Origin of the sequence: Paenibacillus sp. RS8 (genome assembly GCF_041956825.1) — a bacterium.
GTDB lineage: Bacteria > Bacillota > Bacilli > Paenibacillales > Paenibacillaceae > Paenibacillus_AQ.
The window spans coordinates 6,633,712-6,652,495 of record NZ_CP168131.1; the positions used below are offsets into that span (position 1 = coordinate 6,633,712).

Annotated in this window: 11 protein-coding genes; 2 read left to right on the forward strand and 9 right to left on the reverse strand. The window is 46.1% G+C overall.

Going from position 1 to position 18,784, the window contains the following annotated elements:
* Window positions 1-17: 17 nt before the first annotated feature.
* The 4 genes from ACDZ28_RS31095 to ACDZ28_RS31110 form a co-directional block, all read right to left on the reverse strand.
* Complete coding sequence (locus ACDZ28_RS31095; RefSeq protein ID WP_375103594.1) at window positions 18-1,151, reverse strand: SGNH/GDSL hydrolase family protein; 1,134 nt, start codon at window positions 1,149-1,151, stop codon at window positions 18-20.
* Window positions 1,152-1,247: 96 nt separating this feature from the next.
* Complete coding sequence (locus ACDZ28_RS31100) at window positions 1,248-2,903, reverse strand: extracellular solute-binding protein (RefSeq protein ID WP_375105445.1); 1,656 nt, start codon at window positions 2,901-2,903, stop codon at window positions 1,248-1,250.
* A 107-nt stretch (window positions 2,904-3,010) separates the two neighbouring features.
* Window positions 3,011-3,907: a carbohydrate ABC transporter permease gene (locus tag ACDZ28_RS31105; protein ID WP_375103595.1), complete on the reverse strand. Its 897-nt coding sequence runs from the start codon at window positions 3,905-3,907 to the stop codon at window positions 3,011-3,013.
* 15 nt (window positions 3,908-3,922) lie between these two features.
* The gene (locus ACDZ28_RS31110) at window positions 3,923-4,807 is read right to left on the reverse strand and encodes a sugar ABC transporter permease (protein ID WP_143759569.1); all 885 of its coding nucleotides are present in this window, start codon (window positions 4,805-4,807) and stop codon (window positions 3,923-3,925) included.
* Window positions 4,808-5,475: 668 nt separating this feature from the next.
* Here ACDZ28_RS31110 and ACDZ28_RS31115 point away from each other — a divergent pair.
* Complete coding sequence (locus ACDZ28_RS31115) at window positions 5,476-6,399, forward strand: helix-turn-helix transcriptional regulator (RefSeq protein ID WP_375103596.1); 924 nt, start codon at window positions 5,476-5,478, stop codon at window positions 6,397-6,399.
* A 171-nt stretch (window positions 6,400-6,570) separates the two neighbouring features.
* On the opposite strand, the gene ACDZ28_RS31120 is transcribed toward ACDZ28_RS31115, so the two are convergent.
* The 3 genes from ACDZ28_RS31120 to ACDZ28_RS31130 all read right to left on the reverse strand — a co-directional run bounded on the left by ACDZ28_RS31120 (window position 6,571) and on the right by ACDZ28_RS31130 (window position 13,891).
* On the reverse strand, window positions 6,571-8,808 hold the full coding sequence (locus ACDZ28_RS31120) for a helix-turn-helix domain-containing protein (protein ID WP_375103597.1): 2,238 nt from the start codon (window positions 8,806-8,808) through the stop codon (window positions 6,571-6,573).
* A 252-nt stretch (window positions 8,809-9,060) separates the two neighbouring features.
* Entirely contained in the window at window positions 9,061-9,906 is an 846-nt protein-coding gene (locus ACDZ28_RS31125; RefSeq protein WP_375103598.1) for an NAD-dependent epimerase/dehydratase family protein, read from the reverse strand.
* 85 nt (window positions 9,907-9,991) lie between these two features.
* Window positions 9,992-13,891 carry a X2-like carbohydrate binding domain-containing protein gene (locus tag ACDZ28_RS31130; protein ID WP_375105446.1) on the reverse strand — a complete coding sequence of 1,300 codons (3,900 nt, stop codon included), beginning with the start codon at window positions 13,889-13,891 and terminating at the stop codon, window positions 9,992-9,994.
* A 559-nt stretch (window positions 13,892-14,450) separates the two neighbouring features.
* Between ACDZ28_RS31130 and ACDZ28_RS31135 the strand changes: the two genes are divergently transcribed.
* On the forward strand, window positions 14,451-15,524 hold the full coding sequence (locus ACDZ28_RS31135) for a Gfo/Idh/MocA family protein (protein ID WP_375103599.1): 1,074 nt from the start codon (window positions 14,451-14,453) through the stop codon (window positions 15,522-15,524).
* A 310-nt stretch (window positions 15,525-15,834) separates the two neighbouring features.
* Here the strand turns inward: ACDZ28_RS31135 and ACDZ28_RS31140 are convergent, their stop codons facing one another.
* Entirely contained in the window at window positions 15,835-17,106 is a 1,272-nt protein-coding gene (locus ACDZ28_RS31140; protein ID WP_375103600.1) for an ABC transporter substrate-binding protein, read from the reverse strand.
* Window positions 17,107-17,181: 75 nt separating this feature from the next.
* Window positions 17,182-18,783 carry a response regulator gene (locus ACDZ28_RS31145; protein WP_375103601.1) on the reverse strand — a complete coding sequence of 534 codons (1,602 nt, stop codon included), beginning with the start codon at window positions 18,781-18,783 and terminating at the stop codon, window positions 17,182-17,184.
* Between the last annotated feature and the right edge of the window lies 1 nt (window position 18,784).

The following is an 18,784-nucleotide window of genomic DNA, read 5'->3' on the forward strand; positions in this document are numbered from 1 at the left end:
CTCCTTCGCAAAAATAATCAATTGTACATCAGCTTCAGAATACGCAGACTGGTGCCTTTACTCTGTTCATCCTTTTCCCCTGTAATTCGCACAGTAACTTGCAACTCCTGACGTTGTTCCTGGATTCCGAACATAGCAATAATGGGCCGATACGCGAGCGGACACCATTCGTCGAATAAGTTAACCGCATGAAAAGGACCGCCATTCACCGAATATTCGAATATCCCACTATCCGGACCGTAGAGCAGCAGCAGACCCACGCTCTGTCCGGTTACTGTGTAAGAAAATGATGCCTCTTTGCTGTTCGTATATAAATGCTCCGTTCCAAATCGCCAGTTCATCAGCGGATCTTCAGGGGTAAGCTCACATAGCTCAAATCCATCTGCATGATCAGCGCCTCTGAAATCCAGTAAGTTGCCGTATTCATAATTCCGCTCCTCCAGAGGAGGAATACTTAAAGCACTTCCGCTAATCGAATATTTGTTGTCAGGAACAAGCGCTGTATCTAAATACTCCTGTAAAAAAGAAGCATACAACGCATGACCGTCATCATTGGGATGATATCCATCCGGTGCGAGCTCGGTCCACTCCATTTGTCCCGCCTGAGTCTGCGCATAAACTCTTGCTGCGAAATTAACAGATGAAAGATCGTAATGCTCAGCTACTTCTTCGTGGACAGCAATGTTAAAGGGGTTGCTCCCTGACAGATTCTTTTCTGCCGCCGTATACAAGAAGCAAATGTCAGTGGCGGGCGACAACCGTCTGCACTGGCGCACAATTCCTTCCATGCCTCTAATCGATTCTTCCCGGTCACTGTTGTCATTGACGCTAAATTCAACAAACAGCAGATCAACCTTACCGTATTGCAGGACATGAGCCTGTAATCGATGGGCGCCCAGCGTGGAGTTCGTTCCACCTACTCCCGCATTTATGAATCGGAATTCATGATTCACAAATCGCTCCTGCAGATACTTACCAGTCAGCGCTCTCCAGCAAAAGGTGTCTGCCTCGGAAGCACCTGCCCCCTCTGTAATGGACCCGCCCAAAAAGGCGACCCTCACCGGCTTCTTTTCCGCAAGTCTTACGCTTGTATTCGGTAGTCCTCGTCTTGGAACTACAAATTGCTGATTGCAATGTTTCTCTTCTGTCATGGCTGATCCTCCGTAAATAAATGTATATTTTTCCTTAAAATCAAGAAATCAGATGCTGGGGTATATCTTACAGCACCTGATTCTGATTTCAATATTTTATTTTTTAGAAGTTTCATTAGCCTTTTGCAAGATTTCGAGGTAACGATCCAGCTTCAGGTCTTTCAAACCTTTTATATAAGCATCCCAATCCTTGCTCAGATCCTTGTTGCCTGTAATGAATTGAAGCTGATTTTGCTCAATGTAATTTTTGATGTTGGTTTGCAGTAAGCTCGCTTCATCAATTTCGCTTGGATCAATCCAAATCGACCAGATCGGGAATAATTCTTTAGGCTCATGTCCCGCATACAACAGAGTTGCATCATACAATCTGCGTTCATAGCTTGATGAATCGTAAATATCCGTACCTTGAACGAAGGTGTCACGGTACTCTTTTGGCATATAGAAGTGACCCATACCACTCCAGCCCGCATTGCGCGGCGCTTCGCCTTCAGCCATAGGAATGGTCTTGATGACTGGTTTAACGTCTTTGTCTAGCGCTACATCGCCTTCTACTGGATCCGTCCAGTCTATGCCCTTCATGCCGCTTCCACCATTGGTCTGTCCTTCAGAAGTAAACATGTAGTCTACCATTTTAATTAAAGCGATCTGTGCTTCCTCGCTCGCTTTGTTGGTGATTACAAATTTTGCTCCTGGGGATACGCCGCCTGCATCATGAGTCGCATAGGAGATACCTTCCGGACCGCTAATTGGTGGTACAGGGTTGTAGTGTGCCGAGCTTCTATTGCCTGGATCAATATTAACGAAAATCGCAGGGTGCATGCCCGCACCAGCGCCCAGAATTTCCGCATCGGCATTTTCTCCGATTTTCTTGAAGGCCTCCGCGTTCTGTGTGAATGCTCCTGGATCAATCAAACCTGCATCAAACAGAGATTTGATATAGGTCAAGCCTTCCTTCCACTCCGGTGTGACAGCCGCCGATTGAACTTTTCCATCTGCCATGTTCAGATAATTGCGGTCATCATCGTATACAAAGGCATTCATCAGGAAGGGTACAATCCGCACGCCAAACTCCTCAATCGAGCCGCTCAGCGGCACTTCATCTGCTTTTCCATTACCGTTCGGGTCTTGAGTTTTGAAAGCTTCTAGCACTTTTTTGAATTCTTCGGTTGTCTTCGGCATTTCCAGATTCAGCTTCTTCAGCCACTCGGTGTTGAGCCACATTTTGCTCGGATAGGAGCAGTGAAAGCACTCTGTGTAAGCAACAAGTCCATAGATATTACCATCCGGCGCAGTGTTAAGAGTTCTCAAATTATCGTTTTTTTCCATAGCCGCTTTAATATTAGGAGCATATTTATCAATTAGATCGTTCAATGGAATCAGTACGCCTTGTTTGCCATACTTCAGAAGATCTGCCTGTGAGAACTGATCGATGTAGTGAGTGAGCAGATAAGCATCCGGGTAATCGCCACTCGCCAGTGAGATTTGGCGCTTTTCCTTCGCTCCGTCTGAGGGGTTGATCTCCCATTTGAATTTAATATTGAATTTGTCTTCCACAAATTTCGTAAATTTATTGGTTGGAACGTCGATCCCGGATTCCTGAACCGAGAACACGCTGATTTCCACCGGTTTGCTTGCTGATTCCGAGTTACCCGTCTCTGCAGGTGCGGAGGATGTGTTATCTGTATTTTTATTAGCACATCCGCTTAACACCACCGTAAGAATTAATAGCAGCACCAAAGACAAAGTCATCATACTTTTCTTCAATTCCGATCACTCCCTTTTATAATTTAGGCAGGTACAATATCTTTTTGGCATTTTACTGCGTGCCTCTCCCCCTCTCCAGATCCTGAAGCTGTGAATTAACCTTTGACTGAACCGACCAGCATCCCTTGGACAAAATAACGCTGAACAAACGGATAAATAACGAGTACAGGCAGAGTGGCTATAACTATGAGTGCATATTTGAGGAGCTCAGCAAGCTGCTGCCGTTCCACCATTTTCATCGCATCCATAGTGCCTGCACTGTTGTTCTGGATGATAATGCTGCGTAAGACAAGCTGAAGTGGGAACAAATCCGCTGATTTTAAGTAAATTAAAGCGTCAAAATATGCATTCCACTGGCCCACCGCATACATGAGAACTAACACCGCGATAATGGGCTTCGATAACGGAATGACAACGCTCCAGACAAACCGCATATCACTGCACCCGTCGATTTCGCTGGCTTCCAGCAGTTCCTCCGGAATGGAGGATTGAAAGAATGACCGGGCAATAATGACCTGCCACACCCAAATCGCGTTCGGAATCAGCAAAGCCCAGCGGGTATCAATCAAATGTAGTTCCTTCACAACCATGTAGGTCGGGATCAACCCTCCGCTGAAAATCATAGTAAAGGTGATGATCATCATCAGAGTATTGCGTCCGAAAAAACCTCTGCGAGATAAAGGGTACGCGATCATGATCGTCAGCACAACACTGATGAAAGTTCCTGCGGCTGTATAAAAAATAGAATTTCCGTAGCCTGTAAGGATCTCCGGAGTATTTAACAGAACCTTAAAGCCTTTGAAGGAAATATCTACAGGCCAGAGCCAGACACGGCCGGAGGTTACAGCAGCCGGGCTGCTAATCGAGCTGCTGATGATAAAAATTAACGGATAAATTACCGCGATGACCACGAGGCTGAGTAGGATATAAATAGTGGTCAGAAATAGCTTGTCACCGGTTGATTCTTTAATTTTTTGTTGAACTGCTGCCATGTGGTTGCTCCTTTCCTACCAGATGCTGTTGTTTGTGATGCGTTTAGCCAAGCCATTCACCGTAAGCAACAAAATAAGGTTGATTACCGAGTTGAATAGACCAACCGCAGTGGCAAAGCTATAATTGGCATTCAGCAAACCGACCCGGTAGACATAAGTGGCAATGATCTCGGAGTTCGCCAGATTGAGCGGGTTCTGCAGTAGATAGACCTTTTCAAAGCCAATAGCCATGACATTCCCAACATTCAAAATCAGGATGATGACGATGGTAGGCACAATACCTGGCAGATCAATATAACGAATTTTCTGAAACCGCGAAGCGCCGTCAACTTTGGCTGCCTCATAAAGCGTTGGATCTATACCGGCTAGCGCTGCTAAATAAATAACGGCACTGTAGCCCGCGGTCTGCCAAATATCGGACCAGACATAAATCGAACGAAACATTCCCGGTTCTCCAAGGAAATTGATCGACTCTAGGCCGAAGAAATTGAGAGCGATGTTCGCAAATCCAAGGCGAGGTGCCATAAATAGCATGATAATGGACACCATGACCACCGTCGAGATGAAATAAGGTGCAAAAGAGACCAGTTGAACGAACTTTTTGAACCTCCCCCCGCGCAATTCATTAATCATGAGGGCAAGGATAATTGGGATCGGAAATCCCGCCAGCAGCAGGTAACCACTAAGCATGATGGTGTTCTTAAGCAGCGTCCAAAACTGTGGATTATCAAAAAATAAACGGAAATTATGAAATCCAACCCATGGACTTCCCCAAATTCCTTTAATGACATTGTAGTCCTTGAAGGCTAGAACCGCGTTCAGCATTGGATAGTACTTAAAGATGAGGAAAAATAGCAAAGGTGGAATCACGAGCAAATGTAGCTGCCAGTGCTTTTTCATACTTCTACGAGCATTTTGTAAAAATACAGAGCCTTTACGCCGCGGTAACGACTTGTGGTGTAATACTATTTCTTTCTCCAGAACAATCCCCCCCTAAGCAACCGCCAGTAGTTTATGATAGCGCTTTCTACGAGTTGATCATAATTGACATTTAACCCTAAAGGAAAGGTACACTTTGGTATTTCAACGTACAAATAACCCTATTCAAGGAGAACAAAATAGCTGTAGAACGGCCATTTTTCCGGAATTAGGGTTCGGACTCAAAAAAAGACTGCATCACCCTGAAGGAAGGAATGCAGATACAAGCTATACCAGCTATAGTTTCAAGATTTGAGATGAGCGGATTAATAATAATGTACAGCTCCTTTAAGACTTAGGTAATGCACAGTTGCTTCAAGAAGTAGCAAAGGACGCAGTCCAGAAGCATGTCATCAAGCAGAAAGAACTGGTTGACTTTAGATTACGAACTGGCAGGATAATCGAAATGATTTGTAGAAAAAAACCTATACATGAAAGTGACAAAAGTCTTTCAATCTGGACAATTCTACCGGCAGTTGAATAAAGCGCATGAGACCATTCAACCAACGCTTGATAGGATTGCATTTGCAGAAATGCTATGCTGTTTTTGACAGTGCGCACTGTACATTTTGTTTTATTGGAGGTATACAATGCTCGACTTGCGTAAAATTGGAGCTTATATTTCGAAGCTTCGCAAAGACCAGGATTTGACCCAATTGGAACTTGCCGATCAACTGAATGTAAGTCATCAAGCGGTATCGAAATGGGAACGGGGCGACTCGCTACCGGATATCGGAACGCTTCCGAAGTTTGCGAGGTTATTCGGCAAAACGGTAGACGACATTTTAAATGCAGGAGACAATACAGAAAATCGGGAGCACCCGCACCTAGGAACGATCGTTGAGGAGATCGCAGAGAACAGGCCGGAACAGGTTGCAGAGATGGTCAAAACCGGAGAGGCGGAGATGGAGGAGCTTGTAGAAGTAGCACCGTTTGTAAAAGCAAGCGCTCTGCATAAAGTTACAGAACGATTAGACAGCAGCGTCCTTAAGTTAGATGTGATCATGCGGCTGGCTCCGTTCCTTGGAACAGATACATTGGATGAACTGGTTCGTCAGGCAGAGGAAGGCGAAATTGTGTGGAATACTATTACTGGACTCGCTCCGTTCGTCAGCAGCGACACATTAAGCCGACTGGTTGATAAATCGATTGACGGTTCTTTAGAAGTGCACAATCTTGTTGGGATTGCCCCATTTCTTAAAAGAGAACATATAGATCGGTTGGTACAACAAGCAGAAGAGGGCAGCTTGAGCTGGCATTCCGTTCAAGGACTAGCACCCTTTATTAGCAGAGAAACATTAAGCCGCTTGGTAGACCGGGTTGCAGACAGTACTATCGATGCGGACCAGATTATAGGCCTCGCACCTTTTCTGGACAGGGAGAATCTCGAGAAGTTGATTGGTGGAGTCGAAGCTGAACATCTTAGCCCAGATCTGCTGGCAAGTCTTGCTCCTTTCGTCGATCAAGGGACATTGACCAGAATGGTGACAAACTTATTAAATAAAGTAAAGTAGACACGTATATCGGAGATTGGTGATGCATAGACCGTCGGCGATCCCCAAAGCTAACGGGAAACGTTAGTTGAACGACAACAGCGGCAGTCTAAGACTTTATTTATAAAGTCTTGGTACGCCGCTGCTTCTTTAGTGGATCATTCTAAAACTTATTTTTCACCAAACAACTCTTTATTCATCAATAGACTGTCTATAAGCGCTCGGTGAAACGCCGATTAACCTTTTAAATGCTCGTCTGAAAGAGTGTGAACTGTTGTAACCGACCCGCAAGGAAATCTCGTCAACCGTATACCGACTATCTTTGAGCAAAATCACAGCCTGATCCATTCTGACTTTTATCAAATAATCAGAGAAATTAACACCGGTAACCTCTTTAAACAATTGAGAAATGTATTTCTCAGGCCGTTCCACCTGTTCAGCTACCCGGTACAGACTCAGCTCTGTATCCGAATAATTCTCTACGGTATATTCCTTGATCTGCTTAATAATCTGAATATGAATATCCTTCTTTTTATTTGCAATAAGTCCGCACAGCTCTTCCATAATGACAAAAAATTCGGTCTGAATCATTTCGAGTCGTTCCGATGAACCAATGTCTATGACCCTCCGCTTCACACTCTCGATGTCCGGGTATTCTGTAAAAGCCTTTTGATCCAGAAGCTTAAGAAACGTCCCTTTTATTTCACCAACAAGCTGTTGCTTCATTTCCATGGATAATTCACGCTGTTCCATGTTCTGGGCGACGATCGCACGGACAATCCGTTTAGCTTCTTCTAGTTCTCCAGCTCGAATGGTACTGATCAGACGTTGCTCTGTATCCAGTGGATAATAGTAGGTCGTATTCTCATTTTGGGCTTCGCTGCTCCATACAATTCCTTTTTTATTCATGTAGACGGCATATTCCAGAGCTTGCTTGGCTTGGTCAAAGGAAAGACTAACCTCTGTTATCTCTGTGAAAAGATCACCGAAGCCCGCCTGAGTAGTAATCCGGTACTCGTTAAAAACATACTGTGCTAGATTCTCTAGAATTTGAGTGATATTTTCCGCTTCATACGCTTTATTGGTCTCTTCTTCCTTGGAGAAAAACAGAGTTACCACTTTGTCGGAGCCCATATCCGTCATTAGGACATCCACTCCGAGATCCGATAGGGACTGCTTCAGCAGTAAACGGGAAGCATTCAGCTCATTAAGAATCTCAACGCTGTCCATACCGGCATAGCCGTTAATCTGAACAATTCCTACATACCCAGAGTTCTGTTGCAAGCTGATCCCCACCTGCTCGGCAGCAGTGAGAATCTCATCATGCGTTTTGAATTCACCTGCTAGTAGCCGCTTCAGGAATGCATCCCTGACCAACGGAAGCTGACGATTAAGTTCGGTTTCCAGCAGCTTGTTCTTGGTGATCATATTAGCGATATTCCCGCTTAAGAAGTCAAATTCATTCTTGGTAGAGGCCTCTTCCTTGCCAAACTGCTCCTTCATGACGCTAAGCATATGGTTGATTGGAGCACTGTTACGGTAAGCCAGTATTAGTCCGACTATCAAGCCGATAATTAATGTCCCTCCTGTAATTTGAATAGACATTTGCTTGATCTTGTTAGCATTCTCCATCAAAATAGGCCGGGGAATCCCTGTCTGGTACACCCAGCCGTTCGAATCGGAGCGAGTCGTGATCACTAGATCATCTTCATAAAACTGACTAACCTTGTTTTGATCAAAATCCGAATCAGCGGTCATATGAGCCATTTTCTGCTCATCACTTCCCTGCAGGACAATCGTGTTGCCTTTAGCATCACTGATATGAACCCAGCCTCCATATCGCTCAGTTAGACCGGATAACAGACTAGAAATGACTTTCTCGTCTATGATCACTACTGCGACAGCTGGTGAGGAATCGTTGAAACTATCCAAAGGGAGTGATTGCATATAGGTAATAACGGAGGTCTGCATGCCCCTGCTAACATAGTCACTAAGTGGCTTGATTTCACTGCGGTGGGTTTTCTCAAGCACTTCTTTGGTCCAATCCTGTAGCGAAAGATCCTTATAGTTGAAATTAGAGTAGTAATGTTCCGGACGGTAAGAAGAACCTGGGGTAAGAATAAGATTATAATTGGCGAGGTAAATATAATAGTTTTGCAAAAAATCATTCGTCTGACCGAAAGTCAGGACATTCCGCATTGTTCTCCAAATGCCGTACACGTTCGTCTCATTATCTCTTTCATTCATCAGAACGTTTAGCTCCTGGTTGACTGCCAATTGCCTGGTAAACCCTTCTACTTCCGCCATGCGGCGCTCCAATATTTCCTGACTTTTCTGGAGCTGGGTGACCCCGTTCTCAATAGAGATAGACTCTGTCACAGAAATCGAAGTCAGATAGGACATATATCCGCCGATGCTGGGAATAACCAAAATGACTACGTAGGAGATTAAGAATTTACGAAAGATATTGGAATATTTAAGCGTAGTGACCCCTCCCCTAATATCATTTCGATAGCGCTATCATTACCATAGATTAAAACATTTCACTCAATAGTCAAGTGTTCAAACCCAATTTTGCAGATGTTAAAACTTTCAGAATTGGATAAAAAGCAGCGATATTCACCGTTATCACAGCTTTTATTAACCAATCGGATTTTTTCTCTTTCCGGTGTGTTACCCCCTCTAAATTGTATCCATTGTAAGGCTGGTAGAGCGTGAAGGCACAAAACCGAATTCCTCCTTGAAACGATCCATAGCATACAAAGACTTATATTCTTGACCCGGAAAATGATAATAATCCAAATTGAAGCCAACCCCTATCCACGGGGTAATCACATCTGCCACCGGCAGGCTGCTGCTAGAATCCGGCCCAACCAGATTTAAGGTTCTTACCCCCGGCTTAAGTGGAGACTCCAGTGCTGCAGTAATTCCCTCCACCACATCCTCAGCATGAACATGACCCAGTGTGATGAACGGGAGCGTTGGTTTGGATCCGAGTTCCAAAACAGGAGGGGTCCAGCCTGGGGAAGCTACAGCTCCAAAGCGAAGATTAATAAAGTCGGCATCTTTATGACTGCGGTGAAAATACCGGGTCAACTCCTCGACCATCCCCTTGCTCAGCCCATAAGCATCCGCTGCCAAACAGGGATGATCATCTGGGATAGGCAGCTCAAGCGGAATAAAATCCTCGGTGAGTCCACCCACCACGGCAATGGAGCTCGCTGTGATGAACTTTCGGCAACCACGGTCAAGCAGATATCGATACAGCCTCCTTGTTCCTAGTACATTAACAGCAAGGCTTTGCTCTTCAGTAGAGCCTCCAGTAACAGCAGCGAGATGAATAACCGCCTGTATCTCATACGAGTCCAGTCCACCCAAATCCTCCACCGAATCAAAAGAACCCTGAACATACACAAAGGACCCTTCCGGGGCTTGGCGAGACAGACAGATCACTGTATGTTTATCCGCTAAATACTTGACCAAAGCCGTTCCGATAAATCCACTTGCTCCGGTGATTAGAATATTCATGCTGATCTTCCCTTCTTTTTCTTTGTCTCGTAAAATTCAGAAAAAAGGGGCCAAAAAAGGCCCCTCTGTTAATTCTTCATTCAAATTATTCCGTCCACTGTTCTCCGCCTTGTGTACTAGGCTTCGAGACATGGTCGGTCGAAGCCTCCTCTATATCCCCGAAGGCCCAGTGGGAGACTGGAACATCGTTCCAACCTGGCTGTGTGATACCAATTAACGGGCCCCTGCCCAAAACTCTGTTGATAGCTGTAACGGCTTCCGCACGGGTAAGCTTGGAATTAGGTCGGAACGTTCCGTCACTGTAACCGTTCATTATGCCTATCTCTTGGGCTTTCTTTATCGCCGCCTGCGCCCAGTGACCTGTGATGTCAGAGAAGCCGCTCCCCGATGTTGTAGAATTCGGGCTCAGCATGGCCGCCAAACTGGCCATTTCTGCACGCGTCAAGAGTTGATTAGGTTTAAAAGTACCATCGATGTAACCGTTCATTAGTCCCATCTTTGCTACTTTGGCGATGGCATCTGCACCCCAATAGCTGGAAGGTACATCACTGAATATTACCCCAGATCCAGTGGCATCTTTCTCAGCAACCTTCGCTAGGATAGTTGCCATCTCAGCACGGGTAATAGGCGCATCGGGTTTGAAAAATCCTCCCGGATAGCCGTTGATATATGCCGAATGCCGCATTGTCTCGGCATCATCCTGTCCATCCTTTCCAGGTGCCGGAGTTAGCGTCGGAGAAGGGGTAGGTGTGGATGAAGGCTGAACTGGAATAGACGAACCGCCTCCATCAGCCGGTGTCGGTGTCGGTGTCGGTGTTGCTGTCGGCGTTGGTGTTGGAGGTTCTGTAGGGTTCGTTCCACCATCACTGGTTGTAACTGTGAATTTCAGCTGATCCGTCAGCATGAGATTACCTGATTTCTTCACAGCTTTAAGCGTGTGTAAGCCGTTTGGCAAACCAGAAATACTGTAAATCTCCTGTTGTGTCAGTCGATTCTGACTATAAGCATTCACGGTCTGAATCCATTGTCCGTTCACATAAATATCTACATCCCCTTGATCTGGACCCGTAGGTGTGATCATGCGAATTCCAGTGCCCTTGAAGGTATATTCAAAGGAATCACCGTCCACAGTCGTTGAATGCACATCATTGAGATAATCGCCGCCAATAGCAAAGCTGAGGTTCAGCTTTCCCACTGGTTGTGCTGCGAGATAAGATTTGTTCAGTGTAACACGGTCACCAGCTACCGTATAATCGGTTCCAGGAACAAGATGATGTGATCCGTTCGTAATGCCTATGAAGCTATCCGGCTGTTGTAAAAGTGTAATCTCAATATCTTGCTGAGCAGATGGTGATTTATCAAAGCTCGCTGCGATCGGATTAATCATATTTGGAATCTCTACCTTAAGCATGTCAAGCAGCATAAATCTGCCCGATTTTTTCACAGCCTTGAGTGTGTGCTGTCCATCTGTAAGGCCTGAGATACTATACAGAATCTGCTGTGACAATCGCCCGTTTCGATAAGCGCTTACCGTTCCCTTGAATTGATCGTCTACATAGATATCCATATCCCCTTGTGATTCGTCTACCTCTGTGAACAGCTGAATTCCTGTTCCTCTGAAGGTGTATTCAAAAGAATCACCGTTCTGCTCCGCATAGTGCACATCATCATTATAGTCGCCCATTCCTCTTCCACTACTGCGGGACCAATTACCGTTATATTTGATTGACGGATCGTCGTTATTAACCATCACATAACGGATGCCTGTAGAATCGCTAATGTGAATCGCTAGTGTCTGTGGATCTCCGGCGCTAAAGATAATGTTCAGACTTGCCAAGCCAGCAGATTGCTGCGCAAGATATTCCTTCTTGATGGTCAATTTATCATTAGTCACCGTATAATCGTCTTCATGGAGTGCCACTCCATTATTTTCAATACCACTCAGCGTATTGCCATGCAGATTAAGCGTGACTGTGACATCCTTCTGTTGTTCCGTTGCTTTGTCAAAACCAGCGGATGTCGGAGTGATAGAACTGTTATGACCCCCGGCCGGACTTTCTGTTGTCACTTTCAGCGCGTCGAGCAGCATATAATTTCCCGAGCCCTTGCTCACCTTAAGCGTGTGAGGACTATTAGTAAGTCCCGATACACTATAAAGGGATTGTTGTACCTCTCTCGGTCCACTTGTATACGCATTTACAGTCTGTGCAGCCCCATCGTCCAATGTAACAATCATGTCTCCTTGAGATTCATGCTTTTCTGTCAGCAGCTCAATGCCCGTTCCCGTAAAGGTGTACTCAAAAGAATCGCCGTTATTCTCGGTATAATGCACATCGTTATTGTAATCCGCATGTTCTCGGGATGAGCTTACCTGCCATGTCCCGTTGTATTTAATCCCGCTGTCATTATCATTAATATAAACCACATCAGTAACGGTTGTACGGCTTGCCGAAGCTGCATTTGCAGCAGGGTCAGCCACGGAGTTCAGAGCATCCTCTTGAGGATTACTGGAAGCAGCAGCCGAAGAATCCTTAATCGTAATGCTTAGATCCTGCTTCCCTTCTAGCAGCTCCTTGCCTCCATTCCGCTTCCAATCTCCGCTGTATCGCATCCCTGTATCATCATTATTAACAGCCGATGTGCCGCTTAGCGCTGTTACTTTAAGCATGCGGGAGGCATGGGGTTCAAGGATACCTCCGCTAAATTCTTTTTCAAAGGTTCCCAGCTCGGAATGACTCCATAAGTCGCGTACCGAAGCCGGACCCTCAAGGCCGAGATCACTCCATTTGACTTTAACCTCCGCAGCCCGACTACCCAGATTGAACAGAGCTACGCTGTAAGTCCCATCTCCATTATTGGCAAACCAAACCTGCTGCTGTGTGTCCATAGATACCGGATGACCAGGACGTCCGGCCTGATTTACCGCAATTACCTCATCATTGGTAAGCAGTTCTAGTCCATAGCTGTCCAGCCGTGTCATGTCATTCCCTGTATAAAGCGGTACGGAAGATATTGACCAGAACGTCATCGCGGTCTTCCGCTCATCCTTGGTCAGACCATCCATGGAGCCGTTACCTACATTCAGGGAATCGAAATCGTTCCAGCCGCCAGGGCCCGCATCCCGCCACCAGAGTGCTGCTTTAGGGAATAAACGAGAAATACTCGGCCATGCTGTTAACCCACTGCCGTCATAAGATTCAACATCCCAATCAATTCGCCAGCCGTTAGCATATTTTTTCCAGAATTCTACGTAATTATGGTCGAGTGCCCAGGACAGCTCAAACCAAATATTATTTCTATCCAAAGCCTTGGACCATGCTGCTACATCGCCGCGTGCATCCCGGCTCAAGTTGTCAATCCCAGACCCAGGGGTTACGCTGTCGAATTTAACGAAATCGATCCCCCACTCGCCAAGCATATCTGCAATGGAATCCACATACTTCTGGGCACATGGATTCGTGAAATCTATTTTATAAGTGTAGGAATTCCAATAATCCATAATGGTAAGTGGCTTGGCCGTAATATCCTGAATACGACATTCCCCGCCTGTCCCATACACCTCAAGATTGCGGTTATACGCATCGATAGATACTCCCGGGATCAGATAGATCCCGATCTTCTGTCCATTATTATGGACATAGTCGATAACCTCCTGAAATCCGTTTGGATAAAGGATCTCACTAGGAATAGGTCTCCCGTATTCATCCATATCGCCATTCCAGCCCGCATCAATATTAATATATTCATACCCGTGGGCTTGCAGCTTCTCATGCATCGCGTCCGATTGCTTCTTGACACTCTCCGCCGATGTCCAGTTCCCTTCACCGTCATATACCTGCATACTGTAACTGCTCCAGCCCATATACGGCTTTTGAGCCATGCTCTTCTCCGCCGCTAGTGCTACATTCCCTTTCGTACCTGTAAACCCGAATTGTGCTGCTGCAATAATGAATACTAGCAGACTCATACCTAACCTTTTTCCCATTCGCTTCAAATCATCCTTACCCCCTCTTGAAATGTGGTCAAAATTACTTTGATAGCGCTTTCTTTCGGGAAGATCATAATTGAATATGGATTACCATGATAGGTACATTTCGGTATTTTACGTACAAATAACCCAAAAACAGAGGGGCAAATAAACAGCAGGACAAACATATTTCCTCGTTTCTATGGAACTTAGTAAAAAACACTGTACCCAGGTTATATTGGACAATCATAAAACAAACTCTTAATTCTTCGTCCCAGTGATGAACTATAATAGAGAGGGAGTTAACTAATGAAAAAGAAAATGTTCTTGCTTACAGCCGTAGTCTTGATTAGTTCCAGCTTATACAAAGGAGCGATCATCCGGCTATTGGATAATCGCTCCTTTGTATGTAAATGCATAAGATAGCTTAACTAAAGACAACAAAAAGTAATAGTTTCACATTATACATAATCCTATGTACTCTATCTTTTTTTATATACAATAATAAAAGAAAACTGATGCCTGTGCTTACAAAGGTGCTTACATACAAATCAACCATTTGAGGTGTACTTTAAAGATGAATAGACCTATTCGTTTTGGCATAATCGGAAGTGGCTGGCGGGCGGAAATGTATCTGAAACTGGCTCACCTGCTTCCACAGCAATTTCAAGTAAGCGGTGTATTAATTCGCAACCCTGCTAAATACCAGCAACTGATCGACAAATGGAACCTGACCGTGTACAGCTCGATGGAACGTCTTGCGGCCGAGAGTGATTTTGTGGTCCTGGCGGTATCCAAGAGCGCTGCCTCCTCACTGCTGTTGGAGCTTGCAGCGCTGCAAATACCTGTGTTGGCCGAAACACCCACCGCCTCTACGCCGGCTGAATTTGAACTGCTTCGATCCAGCGCCATTGATTTCAATTTAATTCAAGTAGCCGAGCAATATCCGCTGCTGCCTCACCATCAGGCAAGAACCGCCTATATTCAAACCGGACATTTGGGCGAGGTAGGTCATGTTCAAGTCTCTGTAGCGCATGGGTATCATGGAATCAGCCTGATCCGTAAATGGCTCTCGATCACTGGCACAGCCTGTGAAATCACAGCCCGCCGGCTAGAGGTTCCAATCATGGACTTCTCTTATAGGGGGAGGGAGGCCGAAGATGACCTGAAGACAGAGCAGCAGGATATCGCAATTATGGTGTTCCCATCCGGCAAAAGCGCTGTGCTTGACTTCACTCGCTCCCAATATTTCTCACCTCTCCGTACCAACCGGGTGCTCATCCGCGGATCACATGGCGAAATTCGAGATAATGAGATTATCCGCCGCCTGGGAACCGAAGAGACCGAGTATATGAACATTAGTCGAATTCAAGGCGGACAGGAAGGAAGTCTAGAAAGTCTCTCCTTGCATGAATTGCGTGCAGGACAGCTTAGTCTATTTCAGAACCCATTTCATCCCTCTCCCCTTTCTGATGAAGAGATTGGGATAGGACAAGCCTTATTGAATATGTCCCGCTTCCTGCACACGGGAACTTCAGCCTACTCATTAGCGGATGCCTTAACAGATATCAGACTGTCATTCGCGGTCGATGAAGCCATCGCCCTTGGAAGTACTATAACTTTGCAAGATGAGATTAGGTCTGCAAAATAAAAACAGGCAGATGAGAAATCCTCCTACTGACATACAAAAAAGCTGAACAGAGGACTTGAGCGCTGAAGCAGCCATGACCGAAAACCTCGACTCTCCAGTAATGGAAGAATCGCGGTTTTCCTATTTAATAACCCTTGCCAGTGAACAGCGATATTCTCACTTTAACCAGTCAATAGATTCCCATTCCATGTTCTCTGCGCCGACTTCGTTCAGTTTTGCATAAAATCATCGTAGTCTCCATCCATAGGGACCGGCATGTGTATAGTGTGCCTCACTCTTTAATTGGATTTTAAGTCATGAAGAAGCGCTATTAATTCGCCAATATTTGATTCAGACTCTTCTCCAGTACCTTCAGTCCTGCTTCCGGCTGAATCCGGTTCCGGACAATATTCTGAAGCTCCTCAGACATTGCGGTGAACAGTGCCGCGTATTTATCCGTTTTGGGGGCAAACTTCACCTGATCCCTTGACTGAATAAAGCGATCGCGATAAGGCAGCTCCCGGTAAGCCCGGCTCTCTGCGATATCAAGATTCGCCGGGACATGACCAGCTTCCCCCCAGATTTCGCCGCCAACCTCCGAGAAGTACTTCATGAAGTTCATGGCGCCTTCCTGCTCCTCTTCGCTGACATAAGCCGGAATAACCAGAGTATGTGAGCTTCCCCAGTGGGCTGAGCTGCCGAAGATCGGTGGGAGAGGTATGATTCCTATATCAAGCGCATTATTGCTCAGATGATGCCCGGCTTCCCATACCCCACCAAACCATAAACCAGCCTGGCCGTTATAAAAGGAATCCCATGGCGTATTGTCATTCAGATCGCTTAGTCCCTCTTCGAACAGCTGCTGGTAGAAGGTCAGGACTCGCACCGACTTCTCATTATAAATCGACGCTTTTTTCATATCGTGACTGAACAGCTCTCCACCTGACTCATAATACAGATCCAAGAATGATTCCTGAAAATAAGGGGTATTGACCGCCATAGGCTGTACCCCTGGAACCCGTGCTGCAATCTGCCGCAGCAAGCGGATGAACCCCTCGGGAGTGTTCTCTTCGAGCTTCGGCGTTCCTTCGGGAGTCAGCAAACCGGCCTTGGCCAGTATATCCTTGTTGTAATAGAGCATATGAAAATGGGTATCCAGCGGTACCGCATAATATTGCCCGCCGTAACTGACGCTCTGAAGGTTCTGTTCACTGATTTTATTGAACTCAAATCCGCCCTGTTCCGCCAGAGCATTCAGCGGTACGATTTGCTTGGCTTTAATAAACGGCGACAACCGGTCCGCATGGACTACGGCTACATCCGGCCCTTTGCCGAAGGACAGAGCGGTGCTGAGCCTGGCATAATATTCGTTAGATTCCAGTCTGAGCTGTTTCACAAATACTTCGCCCTGGGAAGCATTATAGTCCTTGATGATTTTCTCTACGAATTCACCCTCTCCGCCTCCAAAAGGATTCCAGAAGGACACTTCGACAGTAACCGGACTCACCTGCGGGCTCTGATTCTCAAAAGAGAGATCCGCACAGCCCGACAGTAGGAACTGACACAGCAGCATGATCGGTATCATCCGGTACATGTTTTTCATCCCACTTCACCCCCTTTAGTTCAAATCCACTTCAGCTAAAATATGTAAGCGTTCGCATAGACTTCCATTGTAAGCTCATTTGCCGGTCTTCCGGACCAGCCCGCGATATTCCGACGGGGATACGCCAGTGATTTTTTTAAACACTTTGGAAAAATATTTCGGGTCCTGAATCCCGACTAAGGTTCCGACATCCCCTGCCTTCAGTTCTCCTGTAAGCAAGGTCTTGGCTTTCTCAATCCGAATTCGGGTCAGATACTCTAGAAAACTCTCGCCTATTTCCTTCCTGAACAGATTGGCAAAATAGTTCTTGCTCAGATGTACAAGCCGGCTAATCGACTGCAGCGTGATTTCCTGATAGTAATACTGCTGGATATATTGGGTTGCCTTAATAATACTGTTCCGGTCGCTATTATACACACCTTTCATATGCTGCACCAGCGCTTCGAATGCCTGCATGAACCATAACTGGCTCTGTTCAAGCGTTTCCAGCATCGCCAGCTCGTCAAAATACTGCTTCTTGAGCTCTAGAACCTGTTCAGCATCCCTCGATACATCAGGCCATAGGGTCGTTAATATCATCAATAGCTCAAGTGAAATAATCTGCACAAGATCTGCATCCCTGCGCACGGCAAGCTGTCCGAACAGTTGCTCCAGATATTCCGTCAGCTCTTTGGACTGGAAAGCGTACACCATGGACTGAATCTGATGGCTGCTGATTTGGAGCGCATGAGGCTGCGACACCTGCGCCAGCAGCTCATCGCTCCCGTGAACCAGGACATGTCCGTTTCCCATAAAGAGCTTTTGCTTGGCCGCATCCACTGCCTGAGCATAAGCATTCTTCACTTCTGTCCACTGCCCGGTTACACCGCTAATGCCTATAGTCGCTGTCCAGCCGCATTGTCTGGATAAGCATTGAATAAGCTCTTTACTGCGGCTGCGCAAGAGGTCTATTCGAGCAGAATCTGCATGCTTAGCCGGGAGATCTGTGGTAACTACAATATTGAGCTCTCCCTGCCTGTCAGGAAAAATTTCGTAGCCGAGGGTATTCTCATCCCAAATCTGCTCCAGCATACTGCGGACCACGGTCTCTCTTTGGCCATACCCTGGCTCAGCACCGCTGCTCAGGCTGATATGCAGCAAATACAGCGGCCATGAATCATTGAGCCCCGCCTGCATGAGTTTATGTCTGTCTATCTGGCCCTGAACCGGCCCCCGCTCGATCAGATCCTTCAGGAAACTCTCTTTATGTACCGGCTCCGGGTGAGCAGCCTGAAATTGGACTGGCGTGTTCTTCTGCACCGCCTCCAGACTTTCCTTTAGCTTAAGCAGTACCAGCTCAAAGTCACGGGGCATCATATCCGATTTGATCATATATTCAGATACACTGTATTTAATCGCTTCTTTGGCATACTGGAAATCTTCGAGGTTGCTGAGGATGATGATCTTAATATCCGCTGAAAGCTTCCGCACCTCTGCTATCAGCTCGATGCCGTCCATCACGGGCATTTTAATATCGGTAATCAGGATATCCGGCAGTCCGGCTGCCATCAAATCCAGCGCTTCCCTGCCGTTCGACGCTTCGCCCGTGACCTCCATCCCGATGGTTTCCCAATTAATCATCGACCGGATACCATATCTTACGATAAATTCATCTTCTACGATAATGACCCGGTGCATT

What these genes read in the sequence shown, in the direction of transcription:
- ACDZ28_RS31095 (WP_375103594.1), bottom strand. Translation starts at nt 1,151, where the DNA reads ATGACAGAAGAGAAACATTGCAATCAGCAATTTGTAGTTCCAAGACGA.
- ACDZ28_RS31100 (WP_375105445.1), bottom strand. Translation starts at nt 2,903, where the DNA reads ATGATGACTTTGTCTTTGGTGCTGCTATTAATTCTTACGGTGGTGTTA.
- ACDZ28_RS31105 (WP_375103595.1), bottom strand. Translation starts at nt 3,907, where the DNA reads ATGGCAGCAGTTCAACAAAAAATTAAAGAATCAACCGGTGACAAGCTA.
- ACDZ28_RS31110 (WP_143759569.1), bottom strand. Translation starts at nt 4,807, where the DNA reads ATGAAAAAGCACTGGCAGCTACATTTGCTCGTGATTCCACCTTTGCTA.
- ACDZ28_RS31115 (WP_375103596.1), top strand. Translation starts at nt 5,476, where the DNA reads ATGCTCGACTTGCGTAAAATTGGAGCTTATATTTCGAAGCTTCGCAAA.
- ACDZ28_RS31125 (WP_375103598.1), bottom strand. Translation starts at nt 9,906, where the DNA reads ATGAATATTCTAATCACCGGAGCAAGTGGATTTATCGGAACGGCTTTG.
- ACDZ28_RS31130 (WP_375105446.1), bottom strand. Translation starts at nt 13,891, where the DNA reads ATGGGAAAAAGGTTAGGTATGAGTCTGCTAGTATTCATTATTGCAGCA.
- ACDZ28_RS31135 (WP_375103599.1), top strand. Translation starts at nt 14,451, where the DNA reads ATGAATAGACCTATTCGTTTTGGCATAATCGGAAGTGGCTGGCGGGCG.
- ACDZ28_RS31140 (WP_375103600.1), bottom strand. Translation starts at nt 17,106, where the DNA reads ATGAAAAACATGTACCGGATGATACCGATCATGCTGCTGTGTCAGTTC.
- ACDZ28_RS31145 (WP_375103601.1), bottom strand. Translation starts at nt 18,783, where the DNA reads ATGCACCGGGTCATTATCGTAGAAGATGAATTTATCGTAAGATATGGT.